At 62.6% G+C, this 17,545-nt stretch carries 13 protein-coding genes; 5 read left to right on the plus strand and 8 right to left on the minus strand.

Annotation, left to right across the window (positions count from 1 at the left end; all coding sequences use genetic code 11):
- Positions 1–24: 24 nt before the first annotated feature.
- The 4 genes from hydA to ASE39_RS20250 form a co-directional block, all read right to left on the minus strand.
- The gene (hydA, locus tag ASE39_RS20235; protein WP_057272300.1) at positions 25–1,476 is read right to left on the minus strand and encodes a dihydropyrimidinase; all 1,452 of its coding nucleotides are present in this window, start codon (positions 1,474–1,476) and stop codon (positions 25–27) included.
- Between the two features lie 72 nt (positions 1,477–1,548).
- Positions 1,549–3,006, minus strand: a complete 1,458-nt coding sequence (locus tag ASE39_RS20240) for an NCS1 family nucleobase:cation symporter-1 (RefSeq protein ID WP_057228981.1) — start codon at positions 3,004–3,006, stop codon at positions 1,549–1,551.
- A 223-nt stretch (positions 3,007–3,229) separates the two neighbouring features.
- A complete protein-coding gene (gene preA / locus ASE39_RS20245; RefSeq protein WP_057272301.1) occupies positions 3,230–4,543 on the minus strand; it encodes an NAD-dependent dihydropyrimidine dehydrogenase subunit PreA in 1,314 nt (437 codons plus the stop codon).
- Positions 4,544–4,574: 31 nt separating this feature from the next.
- Entirely contained in the window at positions 4,575–5,942 is a 1,368-nt protein-coding gene (locus ASE39_RS20250) for an NAD(P)-dependent oxidoreductase (protein ID WP_057272302.1), read from the minus strand.
- A gap of 349 nt (positions 5,943–6,291) precedes the next feature.
- Here ASE39_RS20250 and ASE39_RS20255 point away from each other — a divergent pair, with 349 nt between their 5' ends.
- Positions 6,292–6,951 carry a TetR/AcrR family transcriptional regulator gene (locus ASE39_RS20255; protein WP_057272303.1) on the plus strand — a complete coding sequence of 220 codons (660 nt, stop codon included), beginning with the start codon at positions 6,292–6,294 and terminating at the stop codon, positions 6,949–6,951.
- Positions 6,952–7,153: 202 nt separating this feature from the next.
- Here the strand turns inward: ASE39_RS20255 and ASE39_RS20260 are convergent, their stop codons facing one another.
- A complete protein-coding gene (locus ASE39_RS20260) occupies positions 7,154–8,041 on the minus strand; it encodes a LysR family transcriptional regulator (protein WP_057272304.1) in 888 nt (295 codons plus the stop codon).
- 103 nt (positions 8,042–8,144) lie between these two features.
- Here ASE39_RS20260 and argC point away from each other — a divergent pair, with 103 nt between their 5' ends.
- The 3 genes from argC to ASE39_RS20275 all read left to right on the plus strand — a co-directional run bounded on the left by argC (position 8,145) and on the right by ASE39_RS20275 (position 13,183).
- The gene (gene argC, locus ASE39_RS20265; RefSeq protein WP_199864308.1) at positions 8,145–9,095 is read left to right on the plus strand and encodes an N-acetyl-gamma-glutamyl-phosphate reductase; all 951 of its coding nucleotides are present in this window, start codon (positions 8,145–8,147) and stop codon (positions 9,093–9,095) included.
- Positions 9,096–9,305: 210 nt separating this feature from the next.
- Positions 9,306–11,309, plus strand: coding sequence for a tetratricopeptide repeat protein (locus ASE39_RS20270; protein ID WP_057272305.1), 2,004 nt, complete (start codon positions 9,306–9,308; stop codon positions 11,307–11,309).
- A 68-nt stretch (positions 11,310–11,377) separates the two neighbouring features.
- Positions 11,378–13,183, plus strand: coding sequence for a glycosyltransferase (locus ASE39_RS20275; RefSeq protein ID WP_057272306.1), 1,806 nt, complete (start codon positions 11,378–11,380; stop codon positions 13,181–13,183).
- Between the two features lie 48 nt (positions 13,184–13,231).
- Here ASE39_RS20275 and ASE39_RS20280 read toward each other — a convergent pair whose 3' ends face one another.
- Positions 13,232–13,588, minus strand: a complete 357-nt coding sequence (locus tag ASE39_RS20280) for a DUF2304 domain-containing protein (protein ID WP_057272307.1) — start codon at positions 13,586–13,588, stop codon at positions 13,232–13,234.
- A 423-nt stretch (positions 13,589–14,011) separates the two neighbouring features.
- On the opposite strand from ASE39_RS20280, the gene ASE39_RS20285 reads away from it, so the two are divergent.
- Positions 14,012–14,605 carry a class I SAM-dependent methyltransferase gene (locus ASE39_RS20285; RefSeq protein ID WP_050812500.1) on the plus strand — a complete coding sequence of 198 codons (594 nt, stop codon included), beginning with the start codon at positions 14,012–14,014 and terminating at the stop codon, positions 14,603–14,605.
- A 228-nt stretch (positions 14,606–14,833) separates the two neighbouring features.
- Here ASE39_RS20285 and ASE39_RS20290 read toward each other — a convergent pair whose 3' ends face one another.
- Positions 14,834–17,011 (minus strand): hypothetical protein, encoded by a 2,178-nt coding sequence (locus ASE39_RS20290; RefSeq protein WP_057272308.1) that lies wholly within the window; start codon positions 17,009–17,011, stop codon positions 14,834–14,836.
- 84 nt (positions 17,012–17,095) lie between these two features.
- A complete protein-coding gene (locus tag ASE39_RS20295) occupies positions 17,096–17,542 on the minus strand; it encodes a GtrA family protein (RefSeq protein WP_057272309.1) in 447 nt (148 codons plus the stop codon).
- Between the last annotated feature and the right edge of the window lie 3 nt (positions 17,543–17,545).

Genomic DNA, 17,545 nt, shown 5'->3' on the forward strand with positions numbered 1-17,545 from the left:
GTTCTCCGTGATGGCGTTCGTTCTTCAGCGAGCGACCGCAGTGGGGGCCAGATCGTGGGCGCGCTTTTGCACGGCCTGGAAGTTGCTGCCAAACGCGGGGCGCTTGATGTACCGGCCCTTGCCCTGCTCTGCGCGCAGGTCGCCATTGGCAAACACCACGCGGCCCTGGCTCACGGTGTGGCTGGGAATGCCGCGCACAGTGCGGCCTTCAAAAATGTTGAAGTCGCCCTTGCTGAACTGCGTCTTGGCCGAGAAGGTCTTGGTGCCTTCAGGGTCCCACAGCACCAGGTCGGCGTCGGCGCCCTCGCCGATGAAGCCCTTGCGCGGGTAGATGTTGAACAGCTTGGCGCAGTTGGCCGAGGTGATGGCCACGAACTCGCTGGGCGTGAGGCGGCCGGTGTTCACGCCGGCATCCCAGATGGCGGCCATGCGCTCTTCCACGCCGCCCGTGCCATTGGGAATCTTGGCGAAATTGTCCTTGCCTGCCGCCTTCTGCGCGGCGCAGAAGGTGCAGTGGTCGGTGGCGGTGGTGTGCAGCTGGCCCGATTGCAGGCCGCGCCACAGCGCCTCCTGGTGAACCTTGGGGCGGAAGGGCGGGCTCATCACGTGGGCGGCAGCGGCAGCGAAGTCCGGGTCGCGGTACACGCTGTCGTCAATCAACAAGTGCCCAGCCAGCACCTCGCCATACACCCGCTGGCCACGCGCACGGGCGCGGGCGATGGCGTCGGCGGAATCCATGCAGCTCACATGCACCACGTAGATGGGCACGCCCAGCACGTCGGCAATCGCGATGGCGCGGTTGGCGGCCTCTGCCTCGACCATGGGCGGGCGCGACAGCGGGTGCCCTTCGGGGCCGGTGATGCCCATCTTGGCGACCTCTTGCTGCAGCAGGTACACCAGCTCGCCGTTTTCGGCATGCACCGTGGGCATGGCGCCCAGCTCCAGCGCGCGCTTGAAGCTGTTCACCAGGGTTTCGTCGTCGCACATGATGGCGTTCTTGTAGGCCATGAAGTGCTTGAAGCTGTTCACGCCCTCCTGTTGCACCAGCGTGCCCATGTCGGCGCGAACCTGCTCGCTCCACCAGGTGATGGCGACATGGAAGCTGTAGTCGGCCGCCGACTTCTCGGCCCAGCCGCGCCATTTGCGGTAGGCATCGAGGATGGGCTCCTGCGGGTCGGGGATCACAAAGTCGATGATGCTGGTGGTACCACCGGCCAAGCCTGCGGCCGTGCCCGTGAAGAAGTCGTCCATGGTGACCGTGCCCATGAACGGCAGCTGCATGTGCGTGTGCGGGTCGATGCCGCCGGGCAGCACGTATTGCCCGCTGGCGTCGAGCACCTGCGCCCCCGCAGGCGCCTGGGCCGCAGCCCCCTCCCCCACGGCCACGATGCGGCCATCGACACACAGCACATCGGCGCGCTGCTCACGGTCGGCGTTGACCACGGTTCCACCGCGGATCACAAGGGCTTGGGTCATGGGGGTCTCCTTCAGGGATACAGATCAAAAAAAGGGCCCTGCACTGGCACCAGGCCCAGGCAGGGCCAGAGGTCATTTTTTCTTGGCGGTCAGGTAGTAATAGGTACCGGCCACGGCCAGGCTGAAGAACCAGCCCGAATCGAACAGCGTGAGCCAGATGGCGGGCATGCCCGCCTTGTCCACCACGCCCGACACCGCCAGATAGCCTGGCAGGCAAGGCAGCACGCCCAGTGCAAAGGCGATGAGCGCGTGCAGGTTCCAGCCATTGCTGTACTCGTACTCGCCACCCCGGCGGTACAGGTCTTCCACCTTCAGCTCGCTCTTGCGCACCAGGTAGTAATCCACCAGCAGGATGCCGGCGATGGCGCCCAGCAACGTGCCGTAGCCACCCAGCCAGGTGAAGAGGTAGCCGCCCGATGTGGCCAGGATCTTCCAGGGCATGAACACGAGCCCGATCAGCGCTGCGATGACGCCGCCCATGCGGAAGCTGATCTTGGAGGGCGCGATCTGGCTGAAATCGTACGAAGGCGACACCAGGTTGGCGGCCACGTTGGTCGTCAGGTTGGCCAGAAGGATCACCAGCAGGCCCAGGCCCGCGGCCACGCTGCCCATCTGGGTCAGCAGGCCATCAGGGAACAACTGCGCCTTGCCGTACAGGATGGCCGACGCCGAGAAACCGATGACGCCCACCATGGAGAACAGCGCCATGGGCAGCGGCAGGCCGATGGCCTGGCCCATGACCTGGTCCTTTTGCGACTTGGCGAAGCGCGTGAAATCCGGGATGTTGAGCGCCAGCGTGGCCCAGAAGCCCACCAGCCCCGTGAGTGCCGCCCAGGTCTTGGGCCCGCCTTCCACCACCTTGGCGGGCAGATTGAAGAGCTGGCCCGATGGCACCTTCATCATCAGCACCACAACGAACAGCACCGAGGCGCCAATCATCAGCGGCGCGGCAATCACTTCCAGCAGGCGGATGGACTCCGGCCCCTTCCAGATGAAGTAGATGTGCACCGCCCAGAACGCGAGGAAACACATGAACTGCGAGGTGCTGATGGTCTCCCCAGCGGCTGGCCCTGCGAGGTTCATGCCCACGATGTTCAAGAAGCCATGCAGCGCGAGTGCGCCGAAGTAGCAGTTGATGGAGAACCAGCCACACGCCACCAGGCCGCGCAGCACGGCCGGCAGGTTGGCGCCCTTCACACCAAACGAAGCACGCGCCAGCACCGGAAACGGCACGCCATATTTGGGCCCCACGCGGCCGATGAGCACCATCGGAACCAGCACGATGCAATTGGCCAGGAACACGAGCCACACCGCCATCTGCCAGGTGAAGCCCTGGTCCAGCATGGAACTGGCCATGGTGTAGGTGGGCACACACACCACCATGCCCACCCAGAGTGCGGCGAAGTCTTTCCAGGTCCAGTGCCGCTGCGCGGCGGTGGTGGGGAGCAAATCTTCATTGGCGAGCGTGTTGGAGGCTCCGCCGGGCATTAGCCCCGCCACGTGGGCAGCGCTGCCGGTACTGTTGGTCATGCCTGTACTCCTGTCAAAGACTTCGTTGGGGTTGCACACAACCCACCGTCTGGTCCGGCGCCCTCACGCTGGCAGATGGCGGGCAAAGGGAAGCGAGCGATGCTAGAGAGGACGCAAGAACTGCACCAGATGCAGTGCAGCATGCGTTGCAAATCAGCACCACGACGGGGGCATCCGGAACGTCTTGCATGGCCTGCAATGGAAGCACGCATCGGGTGCAGGATCAGGCCGTTGCAGACACGCGCTGCGGATTGTTGGGGTGCGTGGTCCAGTTGGCGTATTCACCGGTGACCTGCTTGCCCGTGCGCACATCGACTTCGCCCGGCTCCAGGGCGCGCATGGTGATGCACTCGGGCACGGGGCAGATCGACACACAGAGGTTGCAGCCCACGCACTCGGCCTCGTTGATCTCGAACTTGCGCACTCCGCCGTCCTTGGTGAAAGTGATGGCCTGGTGCGAGGTGTCTTCGCACACCACATGGCAGCGGCCACACTGAATGCAGGCATCCTGGTTGATGACCGCTTTTTCGATGTGGTTGAGGTTGAGGTTCTTCCAGTCCTTGACCGTGGGCACGGCCTGGCCCTTGAAGTCGTCCAGCGTGGCATACCCGTGCTCGTCCATGAAGTTGGACAGGCCATCGCACATGTCCTGCACGATCTTGAAGCCGTAGACCATGGCGGCCGTGCACACCTGCACGGTGCCACAGCCGAGCGCAATGTATTCGGCCGCATCGCGCCAGGTGGTGATGCCTCCAATGCCGCTGATGGGCAGGCCCGCGGTCTGCGCGTCGCGTGCAATCTCGGCCACCATGTTGAGCGCAATGGGCTTGACGGCCGGTCCGCAGTAGCCGCCGTGCGAACCCCAGCCGTCGGTGCTCGGACTCATCACCATGCGGTCCAGGTCCACACCCATGATGGAGTTGATGGTGTTGATGAGCGACACGGCATCGGCCCCGCCCGCCTTGGCGGCGCGTGCGGGCTGGCGCACGTCGGTGATGTTGGGCGTGAGCTTCACGATCACGGGCAGCTTGCTGTAGTGCTTGCACCAGGCCGTGACCATCTGGATGTACTCGGGCACCTGGCCGACGGCCGCGCCCATGCCGCGCTCGCTCATGCCATGCGGGCAACCGAAGTTGAGTTCGATGCCGTCAGCGCCGGTGTCTTCCACCAGCGGCAGGATGGCCTTCCAGCTCTGCTCCTCGCAAGGCACCATGAGCGAAACGATCATGGCGCGGTCGGGCCAGTTGCGTTTGACGCGCTTGATCTCCTCGAGGTTGGTGTGGAGCGGCCGGTCGGTGATCAGCTCGATGTTGTTCAGGCCAATCACGCGGCGGTCTTGCGACATCAGCGTGGAGTAGCGCGGCCCGTTGACGTTGACCACCGCCGGGTCTTCGCCCAGCGTCTTCCACACCACGCCACCCCAGCCGGCTTCGAAGGCGCGGGTGACGTTGATCTCTTTGTCGGTGGGCGGTGCGGAGGCCAGCCAGAAGGGGTTGGGGCTTTGAATGCCCAGAAAATTGCTGCGAATGTCTGCCATGGGGTGCTCCCGTGAGTTGCAGTTGACGACGTCAGGCCACGAGTGCCACGGGCACGCTCAGCGCTTGATGAATGGAGACAGCGGCGACCTTGCCGTGCTCCACCGCCTCCACCGTGAGGTCGCGGCCACCCACGCGGCAGTCGCCTCCGGCCCAGACGCGCGCCAGGCTGGTGCGGCCCTCCAGGTCCGTCACAATGCGCCCGGCTTCCAGCGCGATGGAGGCACCCACCGGCTCGGCCACAAAGGTCTGGCCGATGGCCTTGAGCACCATGTCGGCCTCCAGCGAGAAGGTCTCGCCGGTTTCCACCAGCTTGCCGCCACTCAGCGCCGTGGTGGCAAAACGCACGCCCTTGACAACACCGCCTTCGCTCAGCACCTCTTTCGGTGCAGCCCAGTGGCGGATGGTCACACCATTCGTCTGCGCCCACTGCTGCTCCACAGCGGACGCCGACATGGCCTCTGCGCCGCGGCGGTAGACGATGATCACCTCTTCGGCGCCCAGCTTGCGCGACTGCACGGCGGCATCCACCGCCGTCATGCCGCCACCAATCACCACCACGCGGCGGCCCACGGGCAGGGTCGAGAGGTCGGCGCTCTGGCGCAGCTCGGCGATGAAGTCCACCGCATTGCGCAGGCCGGTGGCCGTGGGTTCGGCCACGCCCAGCGCATTCACGCCTTGCAGGCCCAGGCCCAGGAACACCGCGTCGTACGCGCCCAGCAGGCTGTCGAGCGTGATGTCACGGCCCAGCTGCTGGCCGGTGCGCACCTCGATGCCACCGATGGACAACAGCCACTCCACTTCCTTCTGCGCGAAGTTGTTGGTGGTCTTGTAGCTGGCAAGGCCATATTCGTTGAGGCCGCCGAGCTTGGGGCGTGCCTCGAACAGCACCACGTCATGCCCGCGCACGGCCAGGCCATGCGCGCAGGCCAGGCCCGCAGGCCCAGCGCCCACCACGGCCACTCGCTTGCCGGTGGGGGCTGCTCGCTGGAACAGGGGTGTACCGGGCTTTTCAAAAAATGCGTCAGTCGCATAGCGCTGCAACGAGCCGATCTCCACCGGTTTGTCCTCGTTGGTGTTGCGCACGCAAGCCTGTTCGCACAGCACTTCGGTGGGGCACACGCGGGCGCACATGCCGCCCAGCGGGTTCGCCTCCAGGATGGCACGCGCAGCACCCCGGTTGTTCTCCTGTGCGATGCGGTGGATGAACGAAGGGATGTCGATGCCCGTGGGGCAGGCGGTGGCGCAGGGCGCATCGTGGCAGTAGTAGCAGCGCTCGGCCTCGATCAAGGCCTGGGGTTTGGTGAGCGGCGGGTGCGCATCACTGAAGTTGGCAGCGTAGTCGGCCAGGTTCAGGCGTGCAGCATGAATGCCGCAGGCACGGCTTGCGGGTGTGTCCATCAGTTTTCCTCCGGAAGGGTCGGGGTGGGGGTCTGGGCGTGCGCCGGCGCCTTGCAGCGCCTGCCGCGCCCGCAGCTCATGGGGCCGGGGCCAGCCAATGCGGCGCCAGCGTAGGTGCTGGCGCCCGCAAACTTCGGAGGTTTCATCGTGGGCCTCGCTGTAGGATTCAGGTGCCCACTGCTTTGGTGCAGCGGTGCCCTGTGTGGTGGGTCAATTTACCAACCCGTAAAAATTTACCAATTGGTAAAATCCCTAGAGCAAACCCCGTGCCAGTCAAATCGCCACAAATCCCCGCCCCACGCCAGCGAATTGCCAGTTTTTGGCCCCTGGCTTGTTCCACAATGGTGCGATGACCGACGCCCGCCCGTCCCCCGCAGACACTGCCCCCCGCGCCCCCACCGCCTCGCGCCTGCTCAAGGAACAGAGCATCCTCACCGAAGCCGAGAACCACTTTGCACAATTCGGCTTCGAGGGTGCTTCGCTGGAGAACATTGCCGCAGCCATTGGCATCAGCCGCCACAACCTGTTGTATTACTTCACCAGCAAAGAGGCGCTGTACCAGCGTGTGCTCGACGATGTGCTGACCCAGTGGCTGGCGGGCATGGAAGACCTCTCGCACAGCGACGACCCCCAGCAGGCGCTGCGGCGCTATATCCGCGCCAAGCTGCAGTATTCGCGCACGCGCCCCCAGGGCGCCAAGGTATTCACCAAAGAGGTGATTGCCGGTGCACCACGCTATGGCAAAGCCATCATCGAGCGCGTAGGCCCGCTGCTCAAGACCGAGGTGCGCACCTTCGAGCGCTGGGCGCGCGAAGGCCGCATCGCCAAGGTGAATTTCACGCACCTGATGTTCATCATCTGGTCGGTCACGCAGGCCTACGCCGAGCAGGAAGCCCAGTTCGCCCTGCTGCTGGGCAAACCGGCGCTGACCGAACGCGACTATGACAAGGCCGAGGAGTTGATCGTGCGCATGGTGCTGAGCGCGCTGGCGCCGGACAACCCCATCTGAATCGCGGGAGCGCTGCGATGCAGAGCAGCCATTGGCGGCTTGGACCGCTGAACGGCTTGCACCGCCCTGATTTACTACTATATTGATAGCTATCAGCGCTTTACGGGCAAGCGCCAAAGTACATTTTTATTGTTATTTTTGCTGATCTCCTGTCTTGTGCAGCGTTGCGTGCAAGACAGCGGACACAGGCTGCAGCCCCGCCCTACCCCTGCTTTTGCTGCCACAGCACATCCAGCACATGCTGGGTGGCCCGCTCCACAGGGCCTGCGCGGTGCGCGATACCCAGAGGCCGCCACAGCCGGGGATGCAGCGGCAGCATGCGGATGCGCGGGTCCAGTGGCGCGGCGGTGGAAGCCTCGTGGGGCAGCAGCGTTGCACCATAGCCTGCCGCCACCAGGCTCTTGATCGCGTCGTTGTAGTTCAGCTGGATGCGCGCCTTGGGGTGCTCGCCGGCCAGCGCAAACCACTCGCTTGTCAGCCTTGACAGGCTGGTGCCGTCGTCGTTGAGGATCAGCGGCTGGCCCGCCAGCCAGCGGGGCGTGGCCCTTGCGGGCAAAGGCCATGAGGACGGCACAAACGCCATGACCGGGTCGCGCCGCCACGGCAGCACCGCCACGCCAGACATTGCCGCTTGCGGCAGGGCCACCAGGCCCACATCCAGTGCCCCATTGGCCAGCCGCGACATGGTTTCCTGCGAGGTGAGCACCGCCACCTGCACGTCAATGCCGGGGTGGTGCTGGCCCAATGCCTCCAGGGCCAGGGGCAACAGATGGGCAATGGCGCCCGTGGAGGCGCCCAGACGCACACGCCCCGCCAACCCCTGCACCTGGCGCTGCACCAGGTCCATCGCTTCGTCGGCATCTGCCAGCAGGCGCCGGGCGCGTTCAACCAGCAACTCGCCCACGCCGGATGGCCGCACCTCGCCCCGCTTGCGCACCAGCAATGGCGCACCGATGTGGGCCTCCAGGTCCGCAATGTGCAGGCTCACCGTGGGCGGCGCCAGGTGCAGCGTGCGGGCGGCTTCGGCGAAGGAGCCCAGGTCGGCGATGGTGACGAGGGTGCGCAGCCGGTCGAGATTGAGTTCGCGCATGACGTTCAGTAAACCTGATGCTGATGTTTGTGAAATTCAACTTTTCAAAGTTTAGACCGGGACCGAAGATTCCACATCCCCTCCATTTCAGGAACCTGCCCCCATGATCACCCAACCCCTTGTCTTCATCGATGGCGACCAAGGCACCACCGGCCTGCAGATCCACGAGCGCCTGCGCGGCCGCACGGATCTGCAACTGCTGACCCTGCCCGACCACGAACGCAAGAACACCGCCCGCCGCACCGAGGCCATCAACAGCTGCGATATCGCCATCCTGTGCCTGCCCGATGCCCCAGCCCGCGAGGCCGCGGCCGCCATCGTCAACCCCGCCGTGCGCGTGATCGACGCCAGCTCGGCGCACCGCACGGACCCGCAGTGGGTGTATGGCTTTCCGGAGATGGGCGCAGAACAGGCCGCACGCATTGCGGGCGCCAGGCGGGTCAGCAACCCAGGCTGCTACCCCACGGGCGCCATCGCCCTGCTGCGGCCCCTGGTGCAGGCGGGCCTGGTGCCCGCCGACCATCCCATCACCATCCATGCGGTATCGGGATATTCGGGCGGCGGACGGGCCCGCGTGGACGAACATGAAGGCCCGAACTCGGCCAACGCCCCAGCCTTCCAGCTCTACGGCCTGGGACTGGAACACAAACACACCCCGGAAATCGCCTTGCATGCCGGGCTGTCGCAGCGCCCGTTCTTTCTTCCAGCCTATGGTTCGTTCCGCCAGGGGATTGCGCTCACCATTCCGCTCCTGCTGCGCCAGCTACCCGCAGGCACCACCGGAGAGCGTTTGCACGCTTGCCTGGTCCAGCACTTTCTCGGTGCAGCCCATGTCGAGGTCCTGGGCCTCGTGCAAGCACAAGACACCCAGCATCTGGACCCGCAGGCCCTCAACGGCACCAACCAGATGCAGCTGGGCGTTTTCAGCAACGCCCGCCATGGCCAGGTGCTGCTGACTGCCGTGTTCGACAACCTGGGCAAGGGGGCCTCGGGGGCGGCTGTTCAGAACCTGGATCTGATGATCGGCCGCGGTCATCAAACCGCCCGGTTGTAGCCTCCTGCCACAGAGGGGGGCACAGCAAAGACGCCTATACCCAAAGCGGCCCGCGCAGGAGTTTCCCGCAGCGCTGGCACCCCCATCAAGTCATTGTTTTTGCGGACTTTTTCACAGTCTGTGGCGTTTTTTGGTCTGCTACACTGCCTTCGCGCTAGAGCCTCCCCAACCGGGGACGGCTCTCCCCCACATTCCCCCCGACGCCCTTCCATGGCTCAATCCGGCAAAGCACCCTACTTTTTCGCCCTGATTTTGTTGTTGGCCGTGTTGGGCGTGTATGTGCCTGGATTGAGCAATGAGCTGCTGTTTGACGACATACGGCTCACGGAAGGCACGATCTTTGGCAACTACGGCAGCCTGCTGGAGTTCAAGCAGCGCATGGTCTCGTATGGCAGCTTCGTCTGGGTAGACCAGATCGCAGGCGCCGGCTGGTGGAAGCAGCGCATCGTCAATATCGCCTTGCACCTGGGCGTGGTGGCTGCGATGTATGCGTTCTTCAAAGCGCTGACGGCCAGCACGCGTTTCCCACAGGACATCGAGGAACAGGCGCACTTCGCGTCGTCGCAAAGGGCGGCATTGCAGGTTGGGGTGGCGCTGTTTGCGCTCCACCCCATGGCGGTGTACGCCGTCGGCTATCTGGTGCAACGGTCCATCCTCATGGCGACCCTGTTCGCCGTGCTGGCATGCTGGGCCTTTGTGCGTGGGCTGCAAACCAAGCGAGTGGCCTGGTACGCAGGCGCGCTGCTGAGCTACCTGCTGGCCGTGCTGTCCAAGGAGCATGCGGTGATGACCGCCGCAGCAGCAGTTCCCCTGTATGTCTACGTGTGCCGTCCGGGCGGCAAGCGCACCGCCACCGTGGTAATTGGTGCCTTGCTGCTGCTTGCGCTGGCGGTGGGATCCCTGCTTCACTTCCGCGGCGACCTGGTGGGGCGGCTTTTTGACGCCCAATCCATCGCGTTCGCAGAGCAACTTGAAGCCATGCGTCCCGGCATCACCGGTCAGATCTATCCGCTGAGCATTCTGAACCAGGCTGCGCTCTTCTTCGCCTACGGATTGCTGTGGGTGCTGCCCTATGTCGGGTGGATGTCGATCGACCTGCGCCCGGCTTTCCCTTTGGGCTTGGCATCCCCCTGGCAACTTGTAGGCGCCTTGGGATACGTCGCACTGTTCTCAGGTTGTATTTGGCTGGTTTTGCGACGCACCGGCGCGCTGGGCCTGGCAGCGCTGTGTCTGCTGCTTCCGATGCTGTGGTTTGCCACGGAGTTCGCCACCGTCTGGATCCAAGACCCCTTTGTTCTGTACCGCAGCTACCTCTGGGCCGTCGCTCTGCCAGGCCTGCTGGCAATTGCACTCACGGGCTTCAAGCCCCGCACGATCTACGTGGCCGGAGTGATCTTGGGCCTGGTGTTCGGTGCGCTAGCCCTGGAGCGCAACCTGTCGCTGCGGGATGAAAGCACGGCCTGGACCGACGCGGCCGAGAAAATCGATCTCAAGGCCCCTGCCAACGCCGTGGGCCGCAGCCGACCCTTCATGAACCTGGGCGCCTACCACTTGCGCAGGGGGTTCCCCGACCAGGCTGAACGCGCGTTTGCAACCGCTGCCGCTTTCGGCGACCGGGGCGAACTGGGCCGCAGCACACGCCTCAATGTCGGAGTCGTCCTGCAGCAGCAAAAGAAGCATGCCGAAGCCTTGAAGGCCTTTGCCGCCGCCGAGGCGTTGGGCTACTCAGACCTGCCCTTGTACTACCACCGCGGCGAGTCCCAGTTTGCGCTCAACCAGTTCGCGCCCGCCTTTGAGAGCTTCACGATCGCGCTGCAAAAAGTCGCCAAAGACAAGAACAACCAGAGCACCGAACCCACCATTCGCCTGCGGCGGGCCGAAGCGGCCCTTGCGGTTCAGCAGTTTGACGAAGCCGCCGCCGAATTCCGAACGCTGCTCAAGACCGATGCCCACAACCCGCGTTTCGTCCAAGGCCTGGCCATGGCCTTGCTGGGCAAAGGCGATGGCAAGCAGGCCACCGCGCTGCTGGAGGCGCTGGTAGCGCAAAAACCGAGCGCTGCGGCGTACTACGCCCGCGCGATGGTCTACCACAGCACGGGGCGCATTCCAGAGGCACAAAAGGATTTGGACCAGGCCATCCAGCTGGACCCACGCAATCCCCAATACCGGCAAGTGCGCGAAAAAATCGCGGGCATGCCTGCAGCCAAACGCTAGCACTTCGCAGGCACATGGCGCTCAGGGTCTTGCACGTCGGCAAATTCTTTCCTCCGTACCACGGAGGCATGGAAGTTTTTCTGGCCGATCTGATTCATGAACAGCGGCGCCAGGGCCTGGATGCCCATGCATTGGTGCACGGCGATCCCCTGCCTGATGACCCCCCATGGCTGCAGCGGGTGCCAGTGCAGTTCAGCGTGGTCTACGCGCCCATCGCACTCGGATTTCGGAAAGCATTGGGTCGGGCCATTCAGCGCATCCAGCCTGATGTGTTGCACCTGCACATGCCCAACAACTCCGTTTTCTGGGCGCTCACCCTGCCGCAGGCGCGCGACATTCCGTGGGTGGTGCACTGGCATTCCGACGTGGTGGTGTCACGCATCCGCACGGCAGTTGCCATCGCCTACCGCCTTTACAGGCCCTTCGAACAAGCGGTACTCAGCCAGGCGGCGCGGGTCATTGCCACATCTGCGCCATACCTGGAAGCCAGCGAGCCACTTCGAAAATGGCGGGACAAATGCGACGTAGTTCCCCTGGGCCTGGACTGCACCACCCCTGCACCCTCCGACGAGATAAAACCGTTAAAGGCCTGGGCAGCCGAAGGTGGCGGCGCGCTGCGCCTGTTGTCGATCGGGCGCCTCACCTACTACAAAGGTTTTGAAACACTGGTCCGCGCTGTGGCGGGCCAACCGGGGCTGGAGTTGTTGATCGTGGGAGAAGGCGACTCCCGCCAGGAACTGGAGGCCCTCATTGCCACCCACACCCGATCCGGCGAACAGCCCAATGTGCGCCTTCTGGGGAACGTGGGTGACGACGAGAAACATGCGCTGCTCAGAAGTTGCGACGTCTTCTGCCTGGCTTCGCGCGAGCGGACCGAGGCCTTCGGCATGGTGTTGCTGGAAGCCATGCACCACGCCCGGCCTTGCATCGTGAGCGACTTGCCCGGATCGGGCATGCCCTGGGTCGTTTCGCAGGCAGGTGCTGGCTTGCGTGTTTCCCTGGAGAGCGATATCTCGGGCTGGCGGGCAGCCTTCAAGCACATGCAAGACCAGCCCGGACAACGTGCCGAATTTGGTGCCGCCGGACAGCGCTCCCTGCACAGGCACTTCTCCATCGCGGCCAGCACCCAAGCGCTTGCGACCCGGTACACACTGGTGGCCCCAGAGGCGGCAAGGCCGGCTCGGGGCAAAGACCTTCTGGTGGTGATCCCCGCACGTAACGAAGCCAGCACCATTGGCAGCGTGCTGCAGCATTTGCATGCCGCAGGCTGGCACGATGTACTGGTCATCAATGACCAGAGCACGGACGATACGTCCGCCATTGCCAGCGCGGCGGGTGCCTGCGTGTTGAATCCTGTGCTCCCCATGGGTGCATGGGGGGGCATGCAGGCGGGCATTCGCTATGCGCTGCTGCACGGCTACCAAGCCGTCATTACCATGGACGCCGATGGGCAGCATGAGGTCAACGAGATTCCTGTTTTGCTGCGGGCGCGGGATCGGGCCGATCTGGTCATAGGAGCGTACCCAGAGCGCGCCAGCCGTACACGGCAACTGGCCTGGAACTGGTTTCGCCACCTGGCCGGTTTTGACTTGCGCGACCTTACCTCGGGATTCAGGCTCTACAACGCCGATGCCATGCAGGTCCTGGCATCGCGTGAAGCCACCTTGTTGGACTACCAGGACCTGGGTGCGCTGCTGATGGTGCGCCGCGCCGGGCTGCGTATTGCCGAGGTGCCCGTTTCCATGAATCTGCGCGCGGTCGGCAAGTCGCGGATTTTCAACTCATGGTTCAGTGTGGCCAAGTACATGGCAGCCACCACGCTGCTGTGCCTGGCACAGTGGCAAGTGCGTCGGGCACGCCGCGCTAGTCCCTGAGTCTCAGAAGTATTCCCCAAGCCACGCACCGACAAATACGCGTGAAAGCTAGCCGAGACGATTTTCTTGCAAAGCAGTGTTATCGGCCTCCAAAATGGCTAGCCGCTGGTTGAGGCGCCGCACATCCCTTTCCACTCGGGTATTGACAATGTCTGTGTGCAGCGTTTTCACGAGAACGATCACCACCGCCACCAGCAAAAGCAGAGCTGGCGGATAACTGATACCTACAACCACAGCGAGACGGTCAATCAACCCTGGCCAAACTCCCAGAACTGCTGCGGCCCCCGCCACAAGAATCCAGAATAGACCGTGCAAAAGATAAAGGTGATCGCGCCGCACTAGCAGCAAAATGACGGCGGCAAGGCCGATGCCCAGCAAGGTGGTCGTGATTTGAAGTGGCGCCATGTTGGGGTATTTACAGAAAACCAGTTACACACAGGCGCCCTCGCGCCAATCCCCTCGCCTCGCGCCATGGAACTGGAGCACTGACGGGCCTGAGATGAGGATGATTCTAACGTTGCACATGCGCAGGCTCGGACCGCGTCCGTGCTACAGCGAATACATAGCAGACAAGCTTCTATTTGAATAAATCGGTCGTGTAGCACCACTCATCCCGAGTGTTTGTGTGCGTTGCCCGACTTTAGGTGTTTGAATTCCGCGCGGCTGTCTTGCACCGATTGGGAATGATGCCCAGGTATAGTTCCATGCGACGGTCTGCTGTTGATCCAGCATGCGGGCTAGGATCAATGACAACGTAGTGCAAAACTATATGAAGGTCTGTGAATGTCAGAAGTGAGATCTGGTCTGCGACATCTGCTGGCCACGCCCGTGCTCTATAACATTTTTCAGAATATTGTCGGCGCGAACGCCTGGCGACGGGAGGCGGTGGGCCGTGCGTTGGCGACTGTCACAAAAGATGCGAAGCATCGTGTGCGCGTGCTCGACATTGGATGCGGCACCGGGGATGTTCTGTCCTACCTTCCGGCGAATGTCGACTACGTGGGCTTTGACCGGAACGCCGCCTATATTGCCAGCGCGCAGGAGCGATTTCGGGAGCGCAGCGCACGATTTGTGTGCGATGAGCTGACGGTTGACTATGACTCACAGGAATCGGAATTCGAAATCATTCTTGCACTCGGTCTGCTCCATCATCTGGATGACTCAACGGCCGAGAGTCTTTTTCGCACGGCCAAGCAACGATTGAGGCCCAGCGGTTTTCTGCTGACGCTGGATCCCCTATACGCACTTGGGCAATCGAAAATCGCGCGCTACATCATCTCGAAGGATCGTGGCACCCACACTCGAACCGAAATGGAATACTGCGAATTGGCGCGGCGTGTCTTCAATCATGTGACGTGCGACGTAGACCAAGACCCTCTGCGCATTCCATATACCGGGGTCGTGATGAGATGCGCCATATAAGGCGATGGTTGACGCTGCTCACAAACCGAGCATCGCGAGGGTAACTATCGAGGTTTCAGCGCAATAGGATGACGACATCAGCACGCGACGCACGATGTGCACCAGGCTCACCTGCGGAGCGAGCTTGAGTACCTTGACCACTCAATGCGCAGCACAACTTGCGCATCGTCCGGTATTTTGCAATTGACCGTGCCCGACGTGGGTAGGCTGACGCACCATCCACCATCGTTATAGGACTCCGCATCCGCCCGCGCCCACAGAGGCCTCTGTCGCGAGGGGCGCCACCACCACACGGTCCAATTTAATTGACACGCCGTAGTAATCTGTTGCTACGTCGGACTCAAAAACCATCACGTTCGAACCCTGCTTGAGCACACCTGCGGGAACTATGGCCCTACCTTCTAAACCCTGCTGGGTCATTGGCAACTGGACACCGTTGACCGACAGAACGAGGCTCCTCAGTACCGACTCTCTAGCTATCGCAGCCAGTCGAAAACGAAGCAGATAACTATCATCCTTGGGCAACAGTTCGAAGTACAAGCTACCCCGCTCATCGGTCTTCCAGGCGGCCGACGTCTTGCGCAACCCGGACACTTCCCACTCCGCTTCACGCCACCCACTCCCACGTATCGGAAGATCTAGGCTCCATACATCCCCAAAGTCCCAGCGATAGCAGTCACGCACACGGTGAGCCGACTGCCATAACAGCCCTGTGAGCGGCCACCGTACCTCGTACAGGCCGGTGGGATTCGCAGGATCCTGCCTGCTGCCAGACGCATACGGTAGGTTTGAAATTCCGCTGGAATCCAGAACCATTTCCTGGCCTACATCTAGGGTTACGGTGGTAGACACTGGCCACCGGACCACCCTGCGCGGCTCGCTGGATACGGGAAGACCAGGACCACTGGCCAGGGGCGCAGCCTCGAAAACCCATTGTCCATCGGCAACATAACAGTGCCCAGTGCGACCTAATCCATCTCGCCGCATCCATTCGCCGGCGGGCTGACGACAGATCTCCAGAGGTCCCGTCGGATGTCCAATGACGTACGACAAGGCAGAGCCCAAATTCTCGGGAAGGAACATCCATGTGTGACCCAGACTGTTGCTATGGTCTCGGACTACGACGGGGGGAGCGCCTTCGCGTCGGCCATATTGGCCGGCGACCTCTCCCAGCAGCCTGCGTTGGATATCTGATAGGTCCTGGTAATGACTGAACTGATGCAGCTGGAAGGTCAGTCCAAGAAAGACTGCTGGAAACGACATCAACAGCATCACCTTCCGACTGTGGGCGACCACGAGGGCCAGCACGCCCACCCAGAGGAGTGCCGCACCGGGGCTGGCAGCCAAAAAAGTGCGCTGGTTGATCGACAGGTGAGGCAATGAAAGCAAATAGGGAAAATAGCCTGCCAGTGCCATGGCACCACCCATCAGCATCAGTCTGAAGGCTTGCACAGATCGAAGCCCTCCAACGGGGTGGCTGGCCGGCAAGCACATGCCCACTGCCGCAGCCAGGAGCAACAGCGTACATACAGCCAGATAGATCTGGTTGGACATTGGCTGGTCCATCGCCAGCCGGAATGCCTCGACCCAGCCCCCCCAAACCGCATGCAGCGCGCCAACAGTGAAGAGCTTCGGCCAAGTCACGGCAAGCAGTCCTAGAACACTGCCGCCTCCCACCAAGTTGCCCTGATAGCTCCTGCCGCTACTGACGCTAGCGATATACACGCCATATAGACCGAGACCGATGCTAAAGAGGAGCCATACCCAGGATTTGCGCCGGGCGATGGTCAAAACGCCAACAGCGCCCCGCTGAACGAAGAAGTAGCCGGGTACCAAGAGAAGCAGAGCCAAGGCTGCTTCGTACATTGCAATGCCGCCAACAGTCAATATGGCGGCGACCACAGCCAGCACACCTTGGACGAACCTACCTACCTCTCGTTCCAGGGCCTCAATAAGCGCACACGCTCCCAACATTGCCAAAGTGATGGCCCAGACAATGTGCAGGCTCCTCAACGACACATGCATCGTGTCCGCCGGGTAAAGGATGCACAACAGTACCGCCGCCGCCCCCAGCGTCCTAGATTGCGACAGGCGCCATACCAGCCAGCCCCCCATCGCCCCCTTGAGCAAAAGAGCGAGTATTAACAACATGTGCCATGGAACGAAAGAATGCGAGCTCAGTTGATTCGCCAAACCGGGAATCAGAAAGGTAAGGGGTCGCATCGCCAGGCTGGGCAGAAGGTCCTCCCGGCCAGATAGGTAGAAGTGGCCATGCTTGGCGTAGAGGCCCAACAATCCCCACTCTTCGATCAAGCCTCCCATTTCGAAACCGAAGGGTAGCCAAATAGCCGTGACAACCAGCCCCGCCAACAGGAAACAAGCGGCAACATAGGAAAACCTGGACATCTAGCAACCTTCTGTCAGCAAACAACTAAAGCCATATTCGCAGGCTCCGCAGAATGAGTGTTGTGCAGGCGTTCCAGCACTCGCTCACGACTTGGTGAATACCCACCTGTCCATCACCACGTAAGTCGCAACCGGAACCATGAGAATGGTTATCCCGATTCCAACCCATAGGGGCCAACCCAATAGGTCGCACACCAGCCAGGGGATGGCCGCAGCCAGCACGAACCCCAGAAAATGCGTCGCAACAAAGCGGACGAACTGCGGCCACAACGCACCCTGAGCTTGAAATGTCAGGCCTCGATGCCCCAAAAAGGCGATGGGCACCGCAGTGGCATAGCCCAAGCCACCAGCGACAGCGGCATTCACTCCCCACACATCCACATACAGCCGCGTCGCTGCAGCGTAGACCAGGGCATTTGCAATCCCGACCAAGGTGAAGCGCGAAAACCTGTGCAGCAATGCCGGACTCACGGCCACCCTCCCAATCGCAGCCCATCCGCATAACTGGTCCAACGGTTTGCGCTTGAACACACG

Origin of the sequence: Acidovorax sp. Root267, assembly GCF_001429215.1 — a bacterium.
GTDB classification, from domain to species: domain Bacteria; phylum Pseudomonadota; class Gammaproteobacteria; order Burkholderiales; family Burkholderiaceae_C; genus Acidovorax; species Acidovorax radicis.

Coding starts and splice junctions, on each gene's coding strand:
- hydA (WP_057272300.1), bottom strand. CDS start 1,476: ATGACCCAAGCCCTTGTGATCCGCGGTGGAACCGTGGTCAACGCCGAC.
- ASE39_RS20240 (WP_057228981.1), bottom strand. CDS start 3,006: ATGACCAACAGTACCGGCAGCGCTGCCCACGTGGCGGGGCTAATGCCC.
- preA (WP_057272301.1), bottom strand. CDS start 4,543: ATGGCAGACATTCGCAGCAATTTTCTGGGCATTCAAAGCCCCAACCCC.
- ASE39_RS20250 (WP_057272302.1), bottom strand. CDS start 5,942: ATGGACACACCCGCAAGCCGTGCCTGCGGCATTCATGCTGCACGCCTG.
- ASE39_RS20255 (WP_057272303.1), top strand. CDS start 6,292: ATGACCGACGCCCGCCCGTCCCCCGCAGACACTGCCCCCCGCGCCCCC.
- ASE39_RS20260 (WP_057272304.1), bottom strand. CDS start 8,041: ATGCGCGAACTCAATCTCGACCGGCTGCGCACCCTCGTCACCATCGCC.
- argC (WP_199864308.1), top strand. CDS start 8,145: ATGATCACCCAACCCCTTGTCTTCATCGATGGCGACCAAGGCACCACC.
- ASE39_RS20270 (WP_057272305.1), top strand. CDS start 9,306: ATGGCTCAATCCGGCAAAGCACCCTACTTTTTCGCCCTGATTTTGTTG.
- ASE39_RS20275 (WP_057272306.1), top strand. CDS start 11,378: ATGGAAGTTTTTCTGGCCGATCTGATTCATGAACAGCGGCGCCAGGGC.
- ASE39_RS20280 (WP_057272307.1), bottom strand. CDS start 13,588: ATGGCGCCACTTCAAATCACGACCACCTTGCTGGGCATCGGCCTTGCC.
- ASE39_RS20290 (WP_057272308.1), bottom strand. CDS start 17,011: ATGTCCAGGTTTTCCTATGTTGCCGCTTGTTTCCTGTTGGCGGGGCTG.